Annotated in this window: 13 protein-coding genes; 11 read left to right on the forward strand and 2 right to left on the reverse strand. The window is 40.3% G+C overall.

What is annotated here, in order from left to right; genetic code table 11:
- The first annotated feature begins 19 nt into the window (after positions 1 to 19).
- A complete protein-coding gene (locus tag BSAG_RS13625) occupies positions 20 to 1,474 on the forward strand; it encodes an ATP-binding cassette domain-containing protein (protein WP_004312679.1) in 1,455 nt (484 codons plus the stop codon).
- 48 nt (positions 1,475 to 1,522) lie between these two features.
- On the opposite strand, the gene BSAG_RS13620 is transcribed toward BSAG_RS13625, so the two are convergent.
- Entirely contained in the window at positions 1,523 to 3,343 is a 1,821-nt protein-coding gene (locus BSAG_RS13620; RefSeq protein WP_080552636.1) for a PAS domain-containing protein, read from the reverse strand.
- A 346-nt stretch (positions 3,344 to 3,689) separates the two neighbouring features.
- On the opposite strand from BSAG_RS13620, the gene gpmA reads away from it, so the two are divergent.
- From gpmA to fsa, 3 genes are all read left to right on the forward strand, one after another.
- Entirely contained in the window at positions 3,690 to 4,436 is a 747-nt protein-coding gene (gpmA, locus tag BSAG_RS13615; protein WP_004312677.1) for a 2,3-diphosphoglycerate-dependent phosphoglycerate mutase, read from the forward strand.
- A gap of 27 nt (positions 4,437 to 4,463) precedes the next feature.
- Positions 4,464 to 5,516, forward strand: coding sequence for a class I fructose-bisphosphate aldolase (locus BSAG_RS13610; protein WP_004312676.1), 1,053 nt, complete (start codon positions 4,464 to 4,466; stop codon positions 5,514 to 5,516).
- Between the two features lie 67 nt (positions 5,517 to 5,583).
- The gene (gene fsa, locus BSAG_RS13605; RefSeq protein ID WP_004312675.1) at positions 5,584 to 6,240 is read left to right on the forward strand and encodes a fructose-6-phosphate aldolase; all 657 of its coding nucleotides are present in this window, start codon (positions 5,584 to 5,586) and stop codon (positions 6,238 to 6,240) included.
- Positions 6,241 to 6,393: 153 nt separating this feature from the next.
- On the opposite strand, the gene BSAG_RS13600 is transcribed toward fsa, so the two are convergent.
- Positions 6,394 to 10,344 (reverse strand): two-component regulator propeller domain-containing protein, encoded by a 3,951-nt coding sequence (locus BSAG_RS13600; RefSeq protein ID WP_008771483.1) that lies wholly within the window; start codon positions 10,342 to 10,344, stop codon positions 6,394 to 6,396.
- Between the two features lie 113 nt (positions 10,345 to 10,457).
- Between BSAG_RS13600 and BSAG_RS13595 the strand changes: the two genes are divergently transcribed.
- From BSAG_RS13595 to BSAG_RS13575, 7 genes are all read left to right on the forward strand, one after another.
- The gene (locus BSAG_RS13595; RefSeq protein ID WP_008017572.1) at positions 10,458 to 11,888 is read left to right on the forward strand and encodes a phosphotransferase; all 1,431 of its coding nucleotides are present in this window, start codon (positions 10,458 to 10,460) and stop codon (positions 11,886 to 11,888) included.
- A gap of 35 nt (positions 11,889 to 11,923) precedes the next feature.
- Positions 11,924 to 12,673, forward strand: a complete 750-nt coding sequence (locus tag BSAG_RS13590) for a nucleotidyltransferase family protein (RefSeq protein ID WP_004316238.1) — start codon at positions 11,924 to 11,926, stop codon at positions 12,671 to 12,673.
- 108 nt (positions 12,674 to 12,781) lie between these two features.
- Positions 12,782 to 12,994: a hypothetical protein gene (locus BSAG_RS26050; RefSeq protein WP_004316237.1), complete on the forward strand. Its 213-nt coding sequence runs from the start codon at positions 12,782 to 12,784 to the stop codon at positions 12,992 to 12,994.
- 18 nt (positions 12,995 to 13,012) lie between these two features.
- Entirely contained in the window at positions 13,013 to 14,764 is a 1,752-nt protein-coding gene (locus BSAG_RS0223115) for a response regulator (protein ID WP_004316236.1), read from the forward strand.
- A 659-nt stretch (positions 14,765 to 15,423) separates the two neighbouring features.
- Complete coding sequence (locus BSAG_RS13585) at positions 15,424 to 16,473, forward strand: PD-(D/E)XK nuclease family transposase (RefSeq protein ID WP_004316235.1); 1,050 nt, start codon at positions 15,424 to 15,426, stop codon at positions 16,471 to 16,473.
- A gap of 295 nt (positions 16,474 to 16,768) precedes the next feature.
- The gene (locus BSAG_RS13580; RefSeq protein ID WP_008017577.1) at positions 16,769 to 19,975 is read left to right on the forward strand and encodes a SusC/RagA family TonB-linked outer membrane protein; all 3,207 of its coding nucleotides are present in this window, start codon (positions 16,769 to 16,771) and stop codon (positions 19,973 to 19,975) included.
- A gap of 22 nt (positions 19,976 to 19,997) precedes the next feature.
- Entirely contained in the window at positions 19,998 to 21,812 is a 1,815-nt protein-coding gene (locus tag BSAG_RS13575) for a RagB/SusD family nutrient uptake outer membrane protein (RefSeq protein ID WP_008026069.1), read from the forward strand.
- Positions 21,813 to 21,857 lie beyond the last annotated feature (45 nt).

The raw sequence follows: 21,857 nt of genomic DNA on the forward strand, positions 1-21,857 counted from the left end.
CGAAACAGAATAAAAGAATATGAGTCAAAATACATTCTGCATGGCGGGGGGCGTAGCACGCAACCCGCTTGTGCGTTTAGCCAAACCTATCACGGCAACTATCGGAGCGAATGAACACATAGCTATTGTAGGTCCCAACGGTGGTGGTAAAAGTCTTTTTGTAGACACTCTCATCGGAAAATATCCATTGCGTGAAGGAACTGTACAATATGATTTCTCCCCTTCTGCCACCCAGACTATTTATGATAATGTGAAATACATTGCCTTTCGCGATACTTACGGAGCGGCCGATGCCAATTACTACTATCAGCAGCGTTGGAACGCTCACGATCAGGATGAGGCTCCCGATGTTCGTGAAATGCTGGGAGAAATCAAAGACGAACAACTGCAACATGAACTGTTTGAACTCTTCCGTATCGAGCCGTTACTTGATAAGAAAATCATTCTTCTTTCCAGTGGTGAATTGCGTAAATTCCAACTTACCAAAACTTTATTAACAGCTCCCCGTGTCTTAATAATGGATAATCCGTTCATCGGACTGGATGCTCCTACACGCGAATTGTTATTCTCTTTACTTGAACGCCTGACGAAAATGTCGTCCGTGCAGATCATTCTGGTACTTTCCATGTTGGATGATATCCCTTCATTTATCACTCATGTTATTCCTGTGGATAAGATGGAAGTCTTTCCTAAAATGGAACGTGAAGCCTATCTGAACGCTTTTCGTAGCAGAGATGTGACTACCTCTTTCGATGACTTGCAGAAGCGGATTATTGATTTGCCTTATGACGGCAACAATTACGACTCGGATGAAGTAGTAAAACTGAATAAAGTCAGCATCCGTTATGGTGACCGAACCATTCTGAAAGAACTGGACTGGACGGTGTCTCGTGGCGAAAAATGGGCATTGAGTGGCGAGAACGGTGCAGGAAAGTCTACATTATTGAGTTTGGTTTGTGCGGATAATCCGCAATCGTACGCTTGCGACATCAGTCTTTTCGGACGTAAACGCGGAACAGGAGAAAGTATTTGGGAAATCAAGAAACACATCGGTTATGTAAGTCCGGAGATGCACCGTGCTTATCTCAAAAACTTGCCGGCTATTGAAATCGTAGCCAGCGGTCTGCATGATAGTATCGGTCTGTACAAACGTCCTCAACCGGAGCAGATGGCTATCTGTGAATGGTGGATGGATATATTCGGCATTGCAGACTTGAAAGATAAACCTTTCCTGCAACTTTCCAGCGGAGAGCAGCGTTTGGCTTTGCTGGCAAGAGCTTTCGTCAAAGACCCCGAACTGCTCATTCTGGATGAGCCGCTTCATGGATTGGATACCTATAATCGTCGCCGGGTAAAGAAAGTTATCGAAGCTTTCTGCCAGCGTAGGGATAAGACGATGATTATGGTGACGCACTATGAATCGGAACTTCCGAACACTATAACAGACCGTATTTTCTTAAAGAGAAATCGATAACTATTTTTTGGCTGGTTATATGTAGTGAGCATCGGTTGAAATTCGCTTCTAATGAAGCGGATGTGTAAACCAAAAACAAGAACCTTTTCCCGGTTCCGATTCTACTCCGATCTTACCTCCCAATTGTGTGATGATACTTTGACAGATAGGAAGTCCCAGACCGGTACCGGGAATGAAACTATTCAGTTTCACAAACCGGGTGAAGATAGCTTCTTGTTTTTCCGGAGCAATGCCTATTCCTGTGTCCTTGACGGAGAATCGTACTTCATTCCCATTAATCCGGTAATCAATAATGATACTGCCTTCAGAAGTAAACTTCAAAGCATTGGTTACGAAATTTAGCAATACCTGATATAATCTGTTTTTGTTACTTGTGAAAATAAGTTCCGGTAATTCCGGAGCCAGAAGAATTTTTACTTGTGGTGTCGCTTTCATTTGCATAGCCTGAAACAGTTCGTTGCAGAGCTGCTGTGCATTCACTTGTTCCGGGATAACATCGAAAGTCCCGGCTTCGATTTTTGACAAGTCGAGGATATCTGATATGAGTTGTAGCAGTAACTTATTATTTTCTTCAATGATGGTAACATACTGGTGTTTCTCTTCTGCATCCTCCGCTTCTTCAAGCAGACTAGAAAAACCTACTATTGCATTAAGCGGAGTACGTATTTCGTGGCTCATATTTGCAAGAAAAGCAGATTTTAACCGGTCGGCTTCTTCGGCTTTCTCTTTGGCGCCGATCAGCATCCGTTCAGTTTCCTTCAATTGAGTAATATCAAAATTGATGCATAACATTTCGATAATGTTGTCCTGCGGCTGATAATTTCTGACTAATACATTCACCCGTGTCCAGGTATAGTTACCATTTGCCCTGCGGATGCGGACATCCCGGCATAATTTGGAACTTTCCCCTTTCACTACTTTATCCAGAAAGTCAATCATGACCGCTTGATCTTCCGGATGGAAATGAGAATGAATGCCAATGATTTCCGGTAATGGAGTACCTTCTTCTTCACCAACATTTCTATACCAGCTTCGCAAGGCATACCCATCCCGGCTCAAAGCATCGAAGTGGGCATAACCTACTTTGGCATAATCTCCCACCAAATCGAAGAAACTCTCGAATTCCTGAATTTTATTATAGGCAATTGTATCTTCGGTCTTGTCTACATTAATCAAAAGATAATTGATAGGCTCGTGATTGTGATCGTATAGAGTAGTTGCTTTGGTTACTAAATCGAGGAATCCTGTCGATTTCTCCGGTGAATAATAGCTGTCAACCTTGGAAAAGTCATACCGGAATGTGAAATCTACATTTTCATAATCTCTAAGTTTCTGCTTTATTTCATCCGGTAATACAGGATTATCGAAAAGATTGATTCCTAGAATATCTTCTTTGGTACGTATGTGGAACATTTCCAGTTCCTTCTTATTCAGATCAATCAGGCGGCCTTCTCTGTCATATAGTTCAATGCCTACCGGAAGATTCTTATAAATATTATGTAGGATACGCTCGCTATTTTGTAGAGCCTGATGAGCAGATGCTATACGAATTCCCTCTTGTGTTTCGGCTATGCCATATACTTTGGTATTGCCGTCTTCGTCTGTTTCTTCAAAACACACTTTACTGCGAATCCATATGCTACCTTTAGGGGTGTCAAATAAATAGACTTCTTCAGTTGTCTGTTGTAGTTCGTCAAAAGAAGGAAAAGTGGTGTAGCTTTGATCTTCCCTAAGGATACGTTGATTGAAATCTTCAAAACTGATTACGCCGTCTTCCTCTAATCCGAGCAACTCGGAGATCAATTCAGAACATTTATACGTCTCTGTTTTTAAGTCAGCCTCCCACCAGCCTATATTCGCTTTGCTCATCAACTTATGCAGGAATGCACCTTTGTTTTGTTCGCTTATTTTCAAAATGAATTTGTATTATTGATAGTTAGACAATAATTAGCTCGTAAAAATAATCATTTTTGTTGAATTTTGCTTTAAAAAGGAAAAAGATAGTATTGCTTCATCCTAAAGAAAGTTAGGAAACAAAGTGTTTACCTATATGAGCAAGTTATTCTTTGCATATATTCTTTCAATGATTATCGAGTGGATTCTTTTTGCAGAAAGAATCATTATTTCTAGGTATTGATAACTATTTGTTTTCTAGTGAACTTTGTGAAGAAACAATCTGTTGTATATATAAAAAGAAGAAAGGAGAATTTTAGAAATGAAAAAGATAGTATTACTTCGTCACGGAGAGAGTGCATGGAATAAAGAAAACCGCTTCACGGGCTGGACAGATGTCGATCTGACAGAAAAGGGAGTTGTCGAAGCTGAAAAAGCCGGAGAGACATTGAAAGAATATGGTTTCAATTTCGATAAGGCTTATACTTCCTATTTGAAGCGTGCGGTGAAAACCTTGAACTGTGTTCTCGATAAGATGAATCTGGACTGGATACCTGTAGAGAAAAACTGGCGCCTGAATGAAAAGCATTATGGTGAATTGCAGGGATTGAATAAAGCCGAGACTGCCGAGAAATATGGAGAAGAACAAGTGCTCGTGTGGCGTCGTAGCTATGATATAGCTCCCAATCCGCTTTCGGAGAGTGATTTGAGAAACCCGCGTTTTGATTACCGTTATCATGAAGTGCCCGACGCCGAGTTACCTCGTACCGAATCATTGAAAGATACCATTGAACGTATCATGCCTTACTGGGAAAGTGATATATTCCCCAGTCTGAAAACGGCCCATACTTTATTGGTTGTGGCTCATGGTAATAGCCTGCGGGGTATCATAAAACATTTGAAAAATATCTCCGATGAAGATATCATAAAACTGAATCTGCCTACTGCTGTGCCTTACGTTTTTGAGTTTGATGAAAACCTGAACGTGGCCAACGACTATTTCCTGGGAAACCCGGAAGAGATCAAAAAACTGATGGAAGCAGTAGCCAATCAGGGAAAGAAAAAATAGAAAAGTTACACATTAAAAAATGAAGTTATGAGTAAAGTAGTAGAATTATTAAGAGATAAGGCCTGTTATTACCTGGACCACACTTGCGAAACCATTGATAAATCACTGATTCACGTTCCGTCTCCCGATACAATAGATAAAGTATGGATTGATTCGGACCGGAATATCAGAGTATTGAACAGTCTGCAAACGTTGTTGGGACATGGTCGCCTGGCAAATACCGGTTATGTATCCATACTTCCTGTCGATCAGGACATCGAACATACTGCCGGAGCATCATTTGCTCCCAATCCGATCTATTTCGATCCGGAGAATATCGTGAAACTGGCTATTGAAGGAGGTTGTAATGGAGTCGCTTCTACCTTTGGTATCCTTGGTTCCGTAGCACGTAAATATGCCCATAAAATACCTTTCATCGTCAAGTTAAATCACAATGAACTACTTTCTTATCCCAACACTTTCGACCAAGTACTGTTTGGTACAGTCAAAGAGGCCTGGAATATGGGAGCAGTAGCGGTAGGAGCCACCATCTATTTTGGTTCGGAACAGAGCCGCCGTCAGCTCGTGGAGATTGCCAATGCTTTTGAATATGCTCACGAACTGGGGATGGCAACCATTCTTTGGTGTTACCTGCGTAATAATGATTTCAAGAAAGGTGCTGTCGATTATCATGCGGCTGCCGATTTAACAGGACAGGCCGACCGTCTGGGAGTGACTATTAAAGCTGATATCGTAAAACAGAAACTTCCTACTAACAATGGTGGTTTTAAAGCCATCGGCTTCGGCAAGGTAGACGAACGTATGTATACCGAACTGGCTTCCGAACACCCGATTGACCTTTGCCGTTATCAGGTTGCCAATGGCTATATGGGACGCGTTGGTTTGATTAACTCCGGTGGAGAATCTCACGGAGAATCAGATTTGCGTGATGCTGTCATTACAGCCGTTGTCAACAAACGTGCCGGTGGTATGGGATTGATTAGCGGACGTAAAGCGTTCCAGAAACCAATGAACGAAGGGGTGGAATTATTGAATACCATTCAGGATGTATATCTTGATTCGTCAATTACGATTGCTTAATCAGGGATGAATAAAAATAAATTCTTATCTTTGACTATTAGACCGTTAACCATTAAAAATTAAGAGTATGAAGTTTTTTATTGACACAGCTAATCTGGAGCAAATCCAGGAGGCTTATGACCTCGGAGTACTTGACGGAGTGACTACCAACCCTTCGCTGATGGCGAAAGAAGGTATCAAAGGAACGCAGAATCAGCGTGAGCATTATATTAAAATATGCGAGATCGTCAACGGAGATGTAAGTGCCGAAGTGATAGCAACCGATTATGAAGGAATGATTCGTGAAGGCGAAGAACTTGCCGCGCTCAATCCGCATATCGTAGTAAAAGTTCCCTGTATTGCCGATGGCATTAAAGCTATCAAGCATTTTACGGAAAAGGGAATCCGCACGAACTGTACATTAGTCTTTTCAGTAGGGCAGGCATTGCTGGCAGCTAAAGCCGGAGCTACGTATGTTTCACCTTTTGTCGGCCGTCTGGACGATATTTGTGAAGATGGAGTAAGGCTTGTGGGAGATATCGTACGTATGTATCGTACGTATGACTATAAAACACAGGTATTGGCTGCTTCCATCCGTAATACGAAACACATTATCGAATGTGTAGAAGTAGGAGCCGACGTTGCTACTTGCCCGTTGAGCGCTATTAAAGGATTGCTCAATCATCCGCTGACTGACTCGGGATTGAAGAAGTTCCTGGAAGACTATAAAAAAGTCAATGGTTGAGTAAGCAATGAAACTTGCAATATATTAAAATATTAGGCACGAATTACACGGATTTCACGGTTTTAAAAATGGTAGTTATCATAAAACAACTATAAAAAAGCGTGAAACCTGTGTAATCCGTGCCTAAAAAATATTTATTTTCCGGGTAGCTTCTTATTGCTCTTTTTTCCTTTCCTGTTTCTGCTTTTCTTTGTATTGAGTCGGCGTTTCTCCAGTATATTGTTTGAAAGCCGTACTGAAATAGCGTGAAGTAGTAAAACCGACCTTCTCGGCAATTTCCGTGAACGATAGGTCCGTACTGGTGATTAACGTGATTGCTTTTTCCATCCGGAATTTATTAATGTAATCATTGGCTCCCATATCGGTTAGAGCTTTCAGCTTATTGTAAAGGGAGGCTCTGCTCATACCTATCTCTTTGCAGATAAAAGTGACATCCAGATGACTGCTATCCAAATGCTCCAGGATAATTTTATTCAGTTTCAACAGGAATGTTTCATCTGCCTGGCTAAAGGTGCTTTCTTCCGGCGCAGGGACTAGTCCTGTATTCAAATATCTCTTCTTGATAGATTCGCGGTTCTTCAACCGGTTGCGAATGATTTCCATCAGCATTTCTATCTCAAAAGGTTTAGTCAGATAAGCATCCGCCCCGTTCTTGTAACCACTCAACTGGCTTTGTTTATCATCTCTTGCTGTCAGCAGAACGATAGGAATGTGACTGATCGTAATATCTTCCTTTATATTTTTGCATAGTTCATATCCATTCATTCTCGGCATCATCACGTCGCTGATGATAATATCCGGGGCATGGCTTTTGGTCAGTTGAAGGGCTTCCACACCATCCGAAGCAATCACTACCCGTTTGAAATATTCTCCCAGTGACTTTTTCAGGAAGTCCGTCAAGTCCGGATTATCATCCACTACTAAAACACTGTAAGGACTCGTGTCGAAATTATCTTCCTCCGGTTGTTGTTCTTTACTATCGTCACTCATCAATTCGTTCAAATATGCTTTTGGTTGGCAGATAATCTCTTCCGATTGTTGTCTCAAGGGCAGTTCAAAGAAGAATGTCGCACCGGCATCCTGATTATCTTGCGCACCAATGGAACCTCCGTGTAGTTCTACCAGAATCTTGGAATAAGACAATCCGATCCCTGTACCGCTCTGCTCTCCTGTACCCTGATAGAAACGGGTGAAGAGTTTCTGTGTATTTACTTGTTTCAATCCGTTTCCCCGGTCAATGATGGAGATACGTACACGATTCTTTTCGGAAAGCAACTCCGACATAATTGTTATTTCTGCATCCTGCGGACTGTGTTTCAAGGCATTGATAAGCAGATTACTTAGAATAATCTCACACTTATCTTTATCAAAACTTACAGTATCGATATGTGGATCAAGCTGATAACGGATATGGACGTTCTTTGCTTCCCCTTCGCTGATAAAATCTTGGGATACATGTTCAATCCATTGATTGAGAGCATACGGTTGTATCAGTAATTTGCTTTCGCCAACCTCCATCTTGCGTACATCGAGTACCATATTAATAAGGTTTTTCATTCGCTGCGCTTGACGGTAGATCGCTTTTATTGGCAAATACTGTGTATCTTCGGTAGAAAGGGATTTCAACATCCGGTTAAGTGGTGCGTATATTAACGTTAAAGGTGTACGCAACTCATGACTGATATTAATAAGAAAACGTACTTTTTCTTCATATACCTGTTGCTCATGTTCTTTCATTGCCCACTTTAACTTCTCTTCTTTACGTTTCCATGCTCTTCGGAAAGCTTCGATAATAGCGGCAGCAATAAAAACGGCGCAACAAAGAATAAACCACCATGTCCGATACCAGGGAGGAAGGATGGTCAATTCCAGTACTTCCTGACTGGGAATCCAATTACCATCCTTGGCGGTACAGGACGCCATGATTTTATAACTTCCCGGAGGAAGTGAACGTATGGCCAGTTCGGGATTGTATGATTCGATTTGCTGGTCATTCAGCCCCTCTATTTGGTATCTGTACACTTTCTGTCGAAAAATATCTTTCTCTTTCGACATGATTCGAATAGTGATATTACAATTCCAGGGAGCAGAAATCCCTGCTGGATGATTCGTTAATTCGTTATTTACTGACTCTCCATTAATGATGACATCTGATAATTGGAGTTGGGGAAGTTCGGAAGTGGTTAATGGTATTTTGCTGTTAATATGCAGTAACCCTTTCACTCCACCCATGTAGATGTCTCCCCGCATACTTAATAGACGAGGTTTGGAAAGATATTCGTTTTGGATTACACCGTCTGATTCACCGAATAGAACGAATTTTTTCTCTTTGATGAGCCAGGCGAAAAGCATACTGTCGGCTCCTATCCATACTTTTCCTTGCTGGTCGCATGCGATCAATGTGATTTCACTAAATAGAGAGGTCGGGATTGGTGTCTGTATTTTGGTGGCAGGATTGTAGTGTACCAATCCGTAGTTGTTTCCAATCCAGAAATTTCCCTCTTCGTCTCGTGCAACAGAGTTGATCGTTGTATCTTTCCAACATCTGTACAGGGCTTTCAGCCGGTTGGTATGGTTGTCCAGTTCATATATGTGCTTCGTATCATTTAGATAAGTGATATTCTTATAATTGTCGATCGGTAAGAGAGCACCGATAATTTCCTGCTCTTCTTGTTCTATAACGGTACTGAAAGTACGTGTATTCAAATCATAGATATAGATATGTTCTCCAAGGAACAGAATATTGTGATGAGTGTTCCGAAGTAGATTTACAGCCTTGCCTCGATTGCACAAGAGTGCTGTCGTTTTAGCGTCAACAATGGTGAAAGGCTGTTTTTCTCCTGTTGCCGGGTTGAAAATAAATACTCCCTGTGAGAAAAGAGAAATTAATAATTTGCCGGGAGTAAACTGGCAGATAGAGGCTACTTTGTCTTCCCAGGTGGAAGGGTAATGGATAAATTTCTCTGTGAGTGGGTTAAAGCTGTTGATGCCTCCTCCGTCTGTACCGACCCAAATTTGGTCTTGGGATTCTTGGAAAAGACTTAGAACGGTATTGTTGCTTAGTCCGCGGTCGTTGCCGGGAGGTACATCTGTATACGTTTTCATGGAAACTTCCCGGATGCTGATTAGTCCGTTACGGATGCTACCTGCCCACATATTATTGTTGCAGTCGTTGTACAGACATAAAATAGAGTTAGCGGGGAGTGAGTAGTGGTCACTTCCGGGCATATGCTCCAACAGCGAAATACGTCTTGTTTCCGGGTCGAGAATATTAATGCCTCCTCCGTCTGTTCCAATCCAGATTTCTCCTTCCCGTTCGGCGAGACTTAGTATGACATTGTTGCTTAAAGAGGAGTTGTGGGTAGTATATGTAGCCAGTAGTTTACCGTCGCGTGTCAGACAGTTCAGCCCTCCATTGTAGGGAGCTACCCAGATTCTTTTTTGTGAGTCTATGAGTACATTCATGATTTCTTTTCCGCAATCGAAAGGAGGACGTCGGCATTTTCCGGTATTCAGGTCGAGCAGGAGTAGTCCTTGCCACCGGCTGCAACAGAGTAATGTGTGTTTATCCCATAGATTTAGTAGAGTCACATTATAATTGGGTTCTAAGTCAAATGTTTGTAGGAGGCGTAAAGAGGTATCCTGATAATTATAGAAAAAGATTTTATTTTTCGAACCGAATAACACTCCGTTATCAGTCAGGCAGGCGGAATAGGCGATGATATTATTTCCTGTCTCATCAGTCGGTATAAAAAAGTCATCGCTTTGCCTCTGATAACGTGTCACTCCTTTGTCTGTCAGAATCCAGATATTGTTTTGTTCGTCTTCTATCATCTGGTAGATTAAATTGTGAGGAATGGAATGAGGGTTATTTGCCTGATGAATATATTTTTTAAGTTCGTGTCCGTCATATCTCCCTAATCCGGAACGGGTTCCTATCCATACAAATCCTTGTTTGTCCGTTAAAATACATCTCACGGTAGAGGGAAGACCATCTTTTAGGGAGATTTGCTTATAGTAATAATGACCGGCTTGAAGAGTGGAAACGCCGATAAACAGTGTGATAAATGCAATGCATAGTAGTAAAAAGGTTTTTGTTCTCATGAGATCAGGTCAGTTAAACTGAAACAAAGATAGTGTATTCGGATGAATATTAGTTAAATCCCCTCTCTTATTTTTTAGTTTTTATGCTTATCTTTGCTCGAAAATATACGACTATGATTACCGAAGAACTACAGAAACTTTATCAGTCATATACGGGCGTTCCCGCTGAAAACATAACAGAATTACCGTCTTCCGGTTCCAACCGCCGTTATTTTCGGCTGACGGGTATAGAAACATTGATTGGAGTCTACGGGGCTTCTATTGATGAGAATGAGGCATTTCTTTATATGGCAGGACACTTCCGCAAATGTGGACTGCCTGTTCCCGAAGTGCGCATTGCCTCGGAAGATAAAACCTATTATTTGCAGGAAGATTTGGGCGATACTCTGTTGTTCCATGCCATAGAGAAAGGACGTGCTACCAGTGTCTTTTCCGAAGAGGAAAAAGAGTTGCTTCGCAAAACGATTCGTCTGCTTCCTGCTATTCAATTTGCCGGGGCGGATGGATTTGATTTTTCCCGCTGTTATCCTCAACCGGAGTTCAACCAACGCTCTATTCTGTGGGATTTGAATTACTTCAAATATTGCTTCCTGAAAGCTACCGGTATGGAGTTTCAGGAAGACAAACTGGAAGATGATTTCCAGAAAATGAGCGATGTCTTGCTCCGCAGTTCTTCCGCTACTTTCATGTATCGTGATTTTCAAAGTCGTAATGTGATGATAAAAGACGGGGAACCGTGGTTTATCGACTTTCAGGGCGGACGCAAAGGCCCGTTCTATTATGACATAGCCTCTTTCCTGTGGCAGGCGAAAGCGAAATATCCTGACAGCCTCCGCAAAGAACTGCTGCAAGAATATATGGAAGCTCTTCGCAAATACCAACCGATTGACGAATCCTATTTTTATAGCCAGCTTCGCCACTTTGTCCTTTTCCGTACGCTGCAAGTGCTGGGAGCCTACGGTTTCCGTGGTTACTTTGAAAAGAAACCGCATTTTATCCAAAGCGTTCCTTATGCCATCGAAAACCTGCGTGAATTGTTAAAAGAAGAATATCCGGAATATCCGTATCTCTGTAACGTTTTGCGGGAGCTTACCGGACTGAAACAATTTACGGACGACCTGAAAAAGCGGCAGCTAACCGTCAAAGTAATGAGCTTTGCCTATAAGAAAGGAATTCCTGATGACTCTACCGGCAATGGAGGAGGTTATGTATTCGACTGCCGTGCCGTGAATAATCCCGGCAAGTATGAGCGTTACAAACCTTTCACCGGACTGGATGAACCTGTAATCACTTTCTTGGAAGAAGATGGCGAAATACTTCGTTTCCTCGATCATGTCTATGCTTTGGTAGATGCCTCCGTGAAACGTTATATGGAACGCGGATTCAGCAATTTGTCCGTCTGCTTCGGTTGCACCGGCGGACAACATCGTTCTGTTTATTCAGCCCAGCACCTGGCAGAGCACCTGAATCAGAAATTTGGTGTGAAAGTCGAACTGGTGCATCGGGAACAGAATATCGAACATATGTTTGAGGCAACAATCTAAGAAGAGTAAATGTAAAGAAGAAAGTAACCGAAAGAATGAAAGCAATGATATTTGCAGCCGGTTTGGGTAGCCGGCTAAAACCACTCACCGATACCATGCCGAAGGCTTTGGTTCCCATAGCCGGACGTCCAATGTTGGAACATGTGATTTTAAAACTGAAAGCTGCCGGATTCACAGAAATAGTGATTAACATCCACCATTTTGGCGAACAGATACTTGACTTCCTGAAAGCCAATGAGAATTTTGGACTCATCATACATATTTCCGACGAACGCGACCTGTTGCTCGACACCGGTGGGGGAGTTAAGAAAGCCCGTTCTTTCTTTGAAAATTCCGATGAACCTTTCCTGATACACAATGTAGATATTCTTTCAGACGTGAATTTGAAAGATTTATATGACTACCATCTACAAAGCGGTGCTGTTGCCACTTTGCTGGCTAGCCAACGTAAAACCTCCCGCTATCTTCTTTTTGATACAGGCAAGAGACTTTGCGGATGGATAAACAAGGACACAGGACAAGTGAAACCGGAAGGTTTTCAGTATGACCCTTCTCTTTATCAAGAATATGCATTCAGTGGTATCCATGTACTTTCGCCCGCCATTTTTCAATGGATGACTTCTCCCTGTTGGGAGGGTAAATTCTCTATTATGGATTTCTATCTTGCCACTTGCCGGCAAGTAAACTATAGTGGTTACTTGACAGAAAAGTTGCACCTGATTGATATAGGCAAACCGGAAACATTAGCGAAAGCAACAGACTTCTTATACCAAAATGCGAAATAAAGATACTGAAAGAGGCTTTTTAGCCTCTTTCTTGTTATGTAATAAAATATTTAAGTAACTTTGCTTGGATAAACAATCAATATTGTAATACTATACAAATTTTGCTGCATGGAACAGACTTTGGAAAATGGGATAGCTGACAACTTATTGCACAACATCTTTAATGACCTGTCTGTAGGCTTGGAGTTGTATGATAAGGACGGTCTCATGATAGATGTCAATTATTCGCGGTTGAGATCAATGGGGATAAAAGACAAGAAGGATATTCTGGGCTATAATCTATTTAATTACACTAGTTTCTCTGATGAAATCAAAGAATAGGTCAGAAAAGGAGAAACAGTGCGTTTCATGGCAAAATATAATTTTGATGACGTGCGTCATCTTTTTCCTACTAATCTGTCCGGTATAAAATTCTTCGAGATTACCGTTTCTTTCGTACATAATGAAAAGTCGGAAATTACGAATTATATGGTGATTAGTCAGGATGTCACCGAACGTGTTCTGTGGCAAAACAAATATGATAATCTTTACGAAGAAGCGGTGCGCTCAAAAAAAGAACTCCTTGAGAGCGAACAAAGAATGATCCAATTGATTCGTCAGAATGAGTTGGTATTGAACAATATTAATTCGGGATTGGCATATATTGCGAACGACTATATCGTACAATGGGAGAATATCTCGCTTTGTAGTAAAAGCCTTTCTTATGAGGCTTACAAAAAAGGGGAGCTTTGCTATCTGACGGCCCATAATCGCACCACTCCTTGTGAGAACTGTGTGATGCAACGTGCCCGGAGATCCGGTCAGGTAGAGTCTATCTTGTTTAATCTGGATAACAAGCATGTCATAGAAGTCTTTGCTACTCCCATATTTAATGAACAGGGAGATGTTGACGGTGTCGTGATTCGCGTAGATGATGTTACCGAGCGGCAGCACATGATTGGTGAACTTGAAAAGGCAAGGAGCCGCGCTGAACAATCCGATAAGTTGAAATCCGCCTTTCTGGCAAATATGAGCCATGAAATTCGTACACCGTTAAATGCTATCGTTGGTTTTTCCGACTTATTGATGGTGACGGAAGATCAAGAAGAAAAAGAAGAATTTATTCAGATTATCAATGCCAACAATGAGTTGCTTTTGAAACTGATTAACGACATACTGGATCTTTCGAAAATAGAAGCCGGCTCGGTAGAACTGAAATACGAAGATTTTGATTTGGCTGTTTATTTCAACGAATTAGCTGCTTCGATGCATCGTCGTGTAGTAAATCCGCAGGTTCGGTTAGTTCCCGTGAATCCTTATGAAACCTGTACCGTTCGTTTGGATAAAAACCGGTTAGCGCAGATTCTCACTAACTTTGTAACTAATGCTATCAAATATACCTCCAAAGGAACTATTGAAATGGGGTATGAAAAGATAGACGGAGATATTCGTCTTTACGTTCGTGATACAGGTATTGGTATACCGGAAGATAAAAAAGACAAGGTGTTCCATCGTTTTGAGAAACTGGATGAATTTGCACAGGGAACCGGACTGGGACTGTCTATTTGTAAAGCCATCGTTGAGGCTTGCAGGGGAGAGATAGGCTTTGAGTCGGAATTTGATAAAGGGTCTTTATTTTGGGCGGTTTTGCCATGCCAGTTTGATTCGGTTGACAGCGAGCCGACTTCTTCACGTCGGAATAATGAGAAGGATGCAGATAATGAAAGCATTCTTGACTCCGAAGAAACAAAGAAAGTACCTAAAAGAGTGCTGGTCGTTGAAGATATTCAAAGTAACTTCTTTTTGGTATCTTCTATTTTGAAAAACAAATGCCAGTTGTTACACGCACCGAATGGACTGGAGGCAGTTGAGATTGTTCGTACCCAACCGGTGGATTTGGTACTGATGGATATGAAGATGCCTGTTATGGACGGGCGTACTGCAACCTCGGAGATCCGGAAGTTTAATGCTGAAATTCCAATTATCGCCCTGACTGCTCATGCCTTTGATGCCGACCGGGTAGCTGCGTTGAAAGCCGGTTGTGATGATTATCTGGTGAAGCCGATCAATGGTGCGAAGTTGATGCAGACTCTGAAAGAGTATGGTTGTTGAAAGGAGGGGATTAAAAATGTGCTGATCTGAAAAAGGGTATATTCTATTCTTTCTGTTTTTAATATATCGGTCACTTGTTTGTGGTGAAGGAAAAAACGCTCTGCATTTTGGATGAAAGAATGTAGGGTTGTTTGTTATCCTGGATAATTCCTGTCTAAAAATAAATAATTTCTCTGTATTGCTATCTATATGCTTACTATTTGCCCGTATGTAGTTTGCTTTATCATTTTTCTTTTGTGCGCTTGTGATGATGAACTAGCCTATAAACGGGCTTTTCCGAGGGCTTTTATAACTTGGTCGGTGAGTATGGAAGGCTTTCTCGGTGAGGAAGGATGTGTTCCTCACCGAGGAATGGCTTATTGCTCACCGAGGAAAATCATTTATTTCTTTAAAGAAAACGCATATCATCTGAAAATATATGCTGTATTGTGGTGGTAATATGCATATATATGTGGTAATATGGATGCTTTTAATTCCGGATTACCATCTTCAATAGTTTTGTTTTCTTTCTTAATCTGAAAAATAGAACATTTCTCTTGTTTGTTTGGAGGAATTGAAAGGGAGACAGCTTACTATAAAAGGCTATAAATCCGTAAAGTTTGGGATTGTTTTTTATGTTTATGGATTTAAATAGTTACCTTTGCTAAAAATAGAATATCATGTCCAAATACGTCAATCCTTTTACTGATATAGGATTTAAAATTATTTTTGGTCAACCGGCCAGTAAGAATTTGCTCATCACTTTGTTGAACGAACTACTTGCAGGTGAACATCATATTACAGAACTTACTTTTCTGGATAAGGAAGATCATGCGGACAATGTGAGTGATAAAGGTATCATTTATGATCTTTATTGCCGTACAGCAAGTGGTGAGTATATTATCGTGGAGATGCAGAATCGTTGGCACAGTAATTTTTTAGATCGTACACTTTATTATGTTTGTCGTGCTGTGAGTCGGCAGATAGAATCTCCTTCTTCAAAAGAAGTCCCTGTCCCTGAGGATCCGATGACTGCAAGAGAACCACTTGTCTCTTATGGAAAGCAGTATAGACTACCTACTATATATGGAATTTTCCTGACGAATTTCAAAGAGGAAAATTTAGAGGCTAAATTCCGTACGGATACGGTTCTTTCCGACCGTGATACAGGGAAGATTGTTAATCCGCATCTCCGGCAGATTTATTTGCAATTTCCTTATTTTACAAAGGATTTGTCGGACTGCCATACATTATATGATAAATTAATTTATGCACTGAAGAATATGAGCAATTGGAATAGAATGCCGGATGCTTTGAAAGAACAAGTGTTTGAACATCTGGCGAGATTGGCAGCAGTTGCCGATCTTTCGGAAGAAAACCGTATCGCTTATGATAAGGCATTAGATCGGTATAGGGTCAACCAAATTGTAGAGGAGGATGAACGGCGTAAAAACGAAGAGATGCGGAGAAAAGCGGCTGAAGAAGGGTTAAAGGAAGGGATGAAGGCCGGGTTGGAAAAAGGAGTGAAAAAAGGAAGGCTAGAGGGAATAAAAGAAGGGATGAAAGAAGGGATGAAAGAAGGGATGAAGGAAGGGTTGGAGAAAGGGTTGGAGAAAGGAGAGCAAAAGAAGCAAATTGAAATTGCTCGGAAGATGAGAGAGGACGGAATATCCATTGATATAATTATCAAATATACGGGTCTTCAATCTTCTGATATAGAAAACCTATAATATATCTTCATAGGAAAATTGTTGTAGTTATATTAGGATAAAATATAAAGGAGGCGGGAATATTCAAGAATGGATACTTCCGCTTTCTTTTTTTGATTCGTAAGATGTCCAACAATGTCTATGATGGTTAGATATATCGATGAAATGGATGATTTTAGACAAAATTGGAAAAATAGTAGCTAAAATAGAACATGCATATTCAGTAACCACGTCTATATTTGCGTATGGATTTCAGCAAAAAATCTGGAATAAGCTTTTTAATCTTTAAATTTAATAATTTATAAAAATGACTTCTATGAAGAACCTATCAAAAGTTTTTCTGCTATGTTTCATCACATTGTTTGCGTTTGTAGCGCAATCTATGGGACAAGGTAAAAACATTACCGGTCAGGTAGTGGATGCTCTAAATGAAAGTATGCCTGGTGTCAATGTACAAGTAAAAGGTACTACTAATGGGACAATTACCAACATTGATGGAAAATTCTCCATTTCCGTTCCAAACTCAAAATCAGTGTTGGTCTTTACTTTTATCGGTTATTCCAAACAAGAAATAGTGGTTGGAAATCAGACTAAAATTAACGTTCAATTAAAAGAGGATGCACAAAATTTGGATGAAGTAGTTGTTGTTGGTTATGGAACGGCTAAAAAGAGCGATTTAACAGGCGCTACAGCCAGTCTTCGTCCTGATGCGAATGATGCTTCAAAAGCTGTATCTATTGACGGGCTATTGCAAGGTAAGATTGCAGGTTTAAATGTAACAGCTTCAATGTCTACTCCGGGTGCTGCTTCTTCTGTCACTATTCGTGGTGCTAACTCATTACGTGGAGATAATCAGCCGTTATATGTGATTGATAATGTGCCGCAAGCATCTACTGGTGAGTTTGCCGAGTCTGCTGTGGGAGGTGGTGACTTCCAAATAGCTCAAGATCCGTTGAGTGCAATAAATCCTAATGATATTGAGGATATTACCGTCTTGAAAGATGCTTCTGCTACTGCGATTTATGGTTCTCGTGGTGCCAATGGCGTAATTCTTATTACAACTAAAAAGGGAAAGGCCGGAAAGGCAAAAGTAAATGTCACAGCGAACTTTACGATAGCTAATGCACGTAACTTGCACGATATGTTAAATTTGGAAGAGTATGCCGATTACACTAATTCTAAATTAGACCAACCGCGATATTATCTGCAACCTAATGGTGAAATGCGTTACGTATTTAGTGGTAATGAATCCGCTTATCAGGCAGATCCGAATAATCCGGAATTATATAAGGTTATTACCTATCGCAACTGGCAAAAAGAAGCATATACATCAGCTTTCTCACAGGTCTACTCGGCTTCTGTCAGTGGAGGAACTGCCGGTATGAAATATTATATCTCCGGTAACTTTAAGGATATTAATGGTATCGTAGAAAATACAGGAATAAAACAGGGTGACTTGCGTGCTAATTTAACTGCTGAATTATCTAAAAAAGTAACTTTAAATTTGATATTGAGCGGTTCATTAAAGCAGAATGATATGATGACGGGCGGTAATACAACCGGAGGCGTTGCCGGATCTTTGGCTCGTACGGTTCTTGATACAGCTCCTTATATTGTTCCTGATGATGATCCGGGTGCTTTGGAATCAAAAATGAATGTATTTAGTTGGGTAAATGATTATGATGATATTACTAATAATAAGACATTTAATGGAAGCTTGAATCTGAATTGGAACATTAATAAATATTTCTCGTATAGTCTGCGTGCAGGGGGGAATATAATTGTCAATGACCGTAAACGTTGGTATGGGATTCAGTTACCTCCGGGAGAAAATGTGAAGGGTTTACTGGCAATCAGTAATGTCAATAAGTCTAATTATACAGTGGAAAACCTGTTAAACTTTAATATGGACTTGACTAAGGATTTTCGTCTGTCGGCAACAGCGGGTATCACTTATGATGAATATCATTTTCTGACAGAGAATGTTTCAGGCAATACTTTTTCTATCTATGACTTACGTACTAAAGGATTGTCTAATGCAGGAAAAGTGGATGTAAAACAGCCTATACAAAAAGATTATCAATTACTTTCATATTTAGGACGTGTTAATTTATCTGCTTATGATAAGTACTTGTTGACGGCTTCATTGCGTGCTGACGGATCCAGTAAATTTAAAAAGGGTAATCGTTGGGCATATTTCCCGTCTTTCTCATTAGCATGGCGTATGGAACAGGAAGCTTATATGAAGAGCATTGATTGGCTAAGTCAGTTGAAGGTACGTGTTGGTTATGGTGAGACAGGTAATCAGGGTATTGATCCATATCAGTCTCTATCTATTTATGAAAATAAGGTGGACTATGCTGATGGAGATGGGAATAAACTGACGTCTATGCAAATCAAAAGTCTGCAAAATGAGGGTTTGAAGTGGGAACGTACTTCTTCGTGGAATGTTGGTCTTGACTTTGGTTTCTTTAATGGTCGCCTGAATGGTGCATTTGATTATTACCGTAAAAACACAAAAGATTTGTTGGTTGAGCGTGCTCTGCCATATTCCAGTGGATTTGCAACAGTGATGATAAATGAAGGCTCGTTGTTGAATAAAGGTTTTGAGTTTAGTTTAAATGCTGATATTATTCGCAGTAACGGGTGGAAGTGGAATGTAGGCGGAAATATTGGTTTCAACAAGACTACGATTGAGAATTTAGGTTTGGAAGTTTCTGATATAGGTTCCTTGAAAGGAGTACGTGGTTATTTAGGTAAGACGATTGGCGATCATTTTGGACCTGCAAATGTTTTTATTGAGGGTGAGGCTCCGGGACTATTTTTCGGTTATAAGACACAGGGAATTATTCAGGAAGAAGATGTTGTTGATGGCAAAGTAGGATATATCTCATCAGATGGTTCTACCAAATATTACACTTCATCTGTTGGAAATGATATGGCAGCTGGTAATATTAAATGTGTGGATGTGAATGAAGATGGTATAGTAGATCCTAATGACATGGTTGTGATAGGTGATCCGAATCCTGATTTCACCTATGGTTTCCAGACACGTTTGGAATGGAAGAATCTCTCTCTCTCTGCTTCTTTTACAGGTGTTTATGGTAATGATATTCTGAATACAAATATCCGTTACGAACAGACTCCTTCCAGACAGGCTGGAAACTTGAGAAAAGATGCTTATTATAATGCCTGGACTCCGGAGAATCGTTCTAATTTATATCCGTCGTCTACTTCAAATGTAAAAGGTGTTGTTTATGATCGTTATGTAGAAGATGGAAGTTATTTGCGTTGTTCAGATATTACGCTGAATTATATTTTGCCTAAAGCGTGGATGACTAAGATTGGGTTCCAGAATACCAGTATTTTTGCTTCAGTAAAGAATGCATTTGTTATAACCAATTATAGTGGATATGATCCGGAGGTAAATAGCTTTGCATTTGATGGCCTGCGTCGAGGTATTGATATGAATGCTTTTCCAAATATGCGTTCTTTTGTGTTTGGCTTGAATGTAACCTTTTAATTTACAATAAATGATTATGAAAATGAAGAAATTTACCTATATATTTTTATTAGCAAGCTGCTTATTATTGGCTTCTTGTGAATCGTGGTTAGATGAAGACCCGCAATATACTTTGAATACACAAATTCAGTTTTCTACTTCTGAAAAGGCACGTGCAGCATTATATGGATGCTATGGTTATTTTGCATTGACTAGTGGAGGATATGGTCAGCATTGGCAAGAAATTCCGGTACGATATAGTGGTTTCGGATGGGCACAGACTAATGGGGGTACAAATGATATGTGTGGATGGCTGCAATGTGACTATACAGATGATCTGTTGACAAATGCATGGTATGTAATGTATAAAGTAATTAATGAAACGAATGCATTTATAGCCAACGTAGAAAGTACTTCTTTGGAGGATAAAGACGAAATGGCTGCAGAGGCTCATTTCTTGCGTGCCTTGTCTTATTATAACCTTGCAATATGTTGGGGAGATGTACCCTTGAAGACAACTCCTTCTTCTCATGACGGCGTAGCTGTACCTCGTTCCTCGCGTTTAGAGGTGTTGGATGTTGTACGAAGTGACTTGGAATTTGCTTCAAAATATTTGCCGGAAACGAATTCTGATGGATTTCCAACGAAATGGACTGCAGAAGCATATTTAGGTAAGTTGTATCATACTTTAGGTTGTTTGGGTGATGCTACAGCTTGGGAAAAAGCAAAGACCTATTTTGAAGGAGTGAAAGGTAAATATGATTTGGAATCGAAATTTTCTAATTTATTTGTTGATAAGATTAAAGGTTCTAAAGAATCTATATTTCAACTGGGATTTCAGGTGAATGGTGAGTTGTCTTCTTTTAATAGGGGATCTTGGGTTTTTAATCCTGCTGCATCATCGTATGGTAAGAGTTTCCATAGAGTGAAGTGTACGAAAGCTTTTTATGATTTCTTTGCGGGAACCTATTGGGGAGATCCTCGTATTGAGACTACATTTATGGCAAAATGGAGAAAATGTACAAACAATATCGGACCTGTAGCTCAAGTAGAGCCTGTGCCGTCTGCCCGTGACTCTACCTATGAATATCCTTATTTCACTTATGATAGCGGTATAAAACCTGCCGGTTGGAAAAATAACAAGTTGTTAGTTGGTAGAATTCCTTATGAGTTATTGACTAATAAAGAGAATCCGAGCGCGGATGAAATTTTGGCTATCACGAATGATGAAACCAAATTTGATGAGAAATATCGTAAAGGATTGAAAGATTTTTTGAATGTATGTACTGCGGCGGGTAGGACAGGAGAAAGAGCGGCATGGCCTCATTTTGCAAAAGCTTTTGATATGAATATGGCAGGTATTGCCAGTCATAAAAATCTAATTTTATATCGTTATGCAGATTTATTATTGATGTTGGCTGATGTCTATAATGAATTGGATAGAAAAGACGATGCAATTAATACAGTAGATCTCGTGTTGGCGCGTGCACGTAAGTCGGGAGCTAAGGTTTCGACACAACCAGCCAAATGGGAGTCAACATTAACAAAAGATCAAGTACGTGAAAAGATATTCTTTGAAAGACTTTTTGAAGGTGCCGGTGAAACTGAAATGTATCAAATGATGCGCTTGCGTGGAACTGAATATTTGAAAAAAGCACTTACTGTGAATAATAATCACTCAATAACTAAAAAGTGGCAGGAGAATAATCCCAATGCAACGGGAGTCTGGGGTGAACGTATTTACAATAATGGAAATTTGAATGATGAGACTTTCTTGAAAAAGAATTTGTTGTTCCCTATTCCGCGTGATGAAATGAATACTAATATAGCTATTACAAAAAATAACTTCGGCTATTAAAAATAGTAGTTATAACAAGTTGTTTTTTCCCGAATGCAGAGGAGG

The organism is Bacteroides sp. D1 (assembly GCF_000157095.2).
Lineage (GTDB): Bacteria > Bacteroidota > Bacteroidia > Bacteroidales > Bacteroidaceae > Bacteroides > Bacteroides xylanisolvens.

Excerpts from the sequence above, each read along its gene's own strand:
- BSAG_RS13625 (WP_004312679.1), top strand. The coding sequence starts at position 20 with ATGAGTCAAAATACATTCTGCATGGCGGGGGGCGTAGCACGCAACCCG.
- BSAG_RS13620 (WP_080552636.1), bottom strand. The coding sequence starts at position 3,343 with ATGAGCAAAGCGAATATAGGCTGGTGGGAGGCTGACTTAAAAACAGAG.
- gpmA (WP_004312677.1), top strand. The coding sequence starts at position 3,690 with ATGAAAAAGATAGTATTACTTCGTCACGGAGAGAGTGCATGGAATAAA.
- BSAG_RS13610 (WP_004312676.1), top strand. The coding sequence starts at position 4,464 with ATGAGTAAAGTAGTAGAATTATTAAGAGATAAGGCCTGTTATTACCTG.
- fsa (WP_004312675.1), top strand. The coding sequence starts at position 5,584 with ATGAAGTTTTTTATTGACACAGCTAATCTGGAGCAAATCCAGGAGGCT.
- BSAG_RS13600 (WP_008771483.1), bottom strand. The coding sequence starts at position 10,344 with ATGAGAACAAAAACCTTTTTACTACTATGCATTGCATTTATCACACTG.
- BSAG_RS13595 (WP_008017572.1), top strand. The coding sequence starts at position 10,458 with ATGATTACCGAAGAACTACAGAAACTTTATCAGTCATATACGGGCGTT.
- BSAG_RS13590 (WP_004316238.1), top strand. The coding sequence starts at position 11,924 with ATGAAAGCAATGATATTTGCAGCCGGTTTGGGTAGCCGGCTAAAACCA.
- BSAG_RS26050 (WP_004316237.1), top strand. The coding sequence starts at position 12,782 with ATGGAACAGACTTTGGAAAATGGGATAGCTGACAACTTATTGCACAAC.
- BSAG_RS13585 (WP_004316235.1), top strand. The coding sequence starts at position 15,424 with ATGTCCAAATACGTCAATCCTTTTACTGATATAGGATTTAAAATTATT.
- BSAG_RS13580 (WP_008017577.1), top strand. The coding sequence starts at position 16,769 with ATGAAGAACCTATCAAAAGTTTTTCTGCTATGTTTCATCACATTGTTT.
- BSAG_RS13575 (WP_008026069.1), top strand. The coding sequence starts at position 19,998 with ATGAAGAAATTTACCTATATATTTTTATTAGCAAGCTGCTTATTATTG.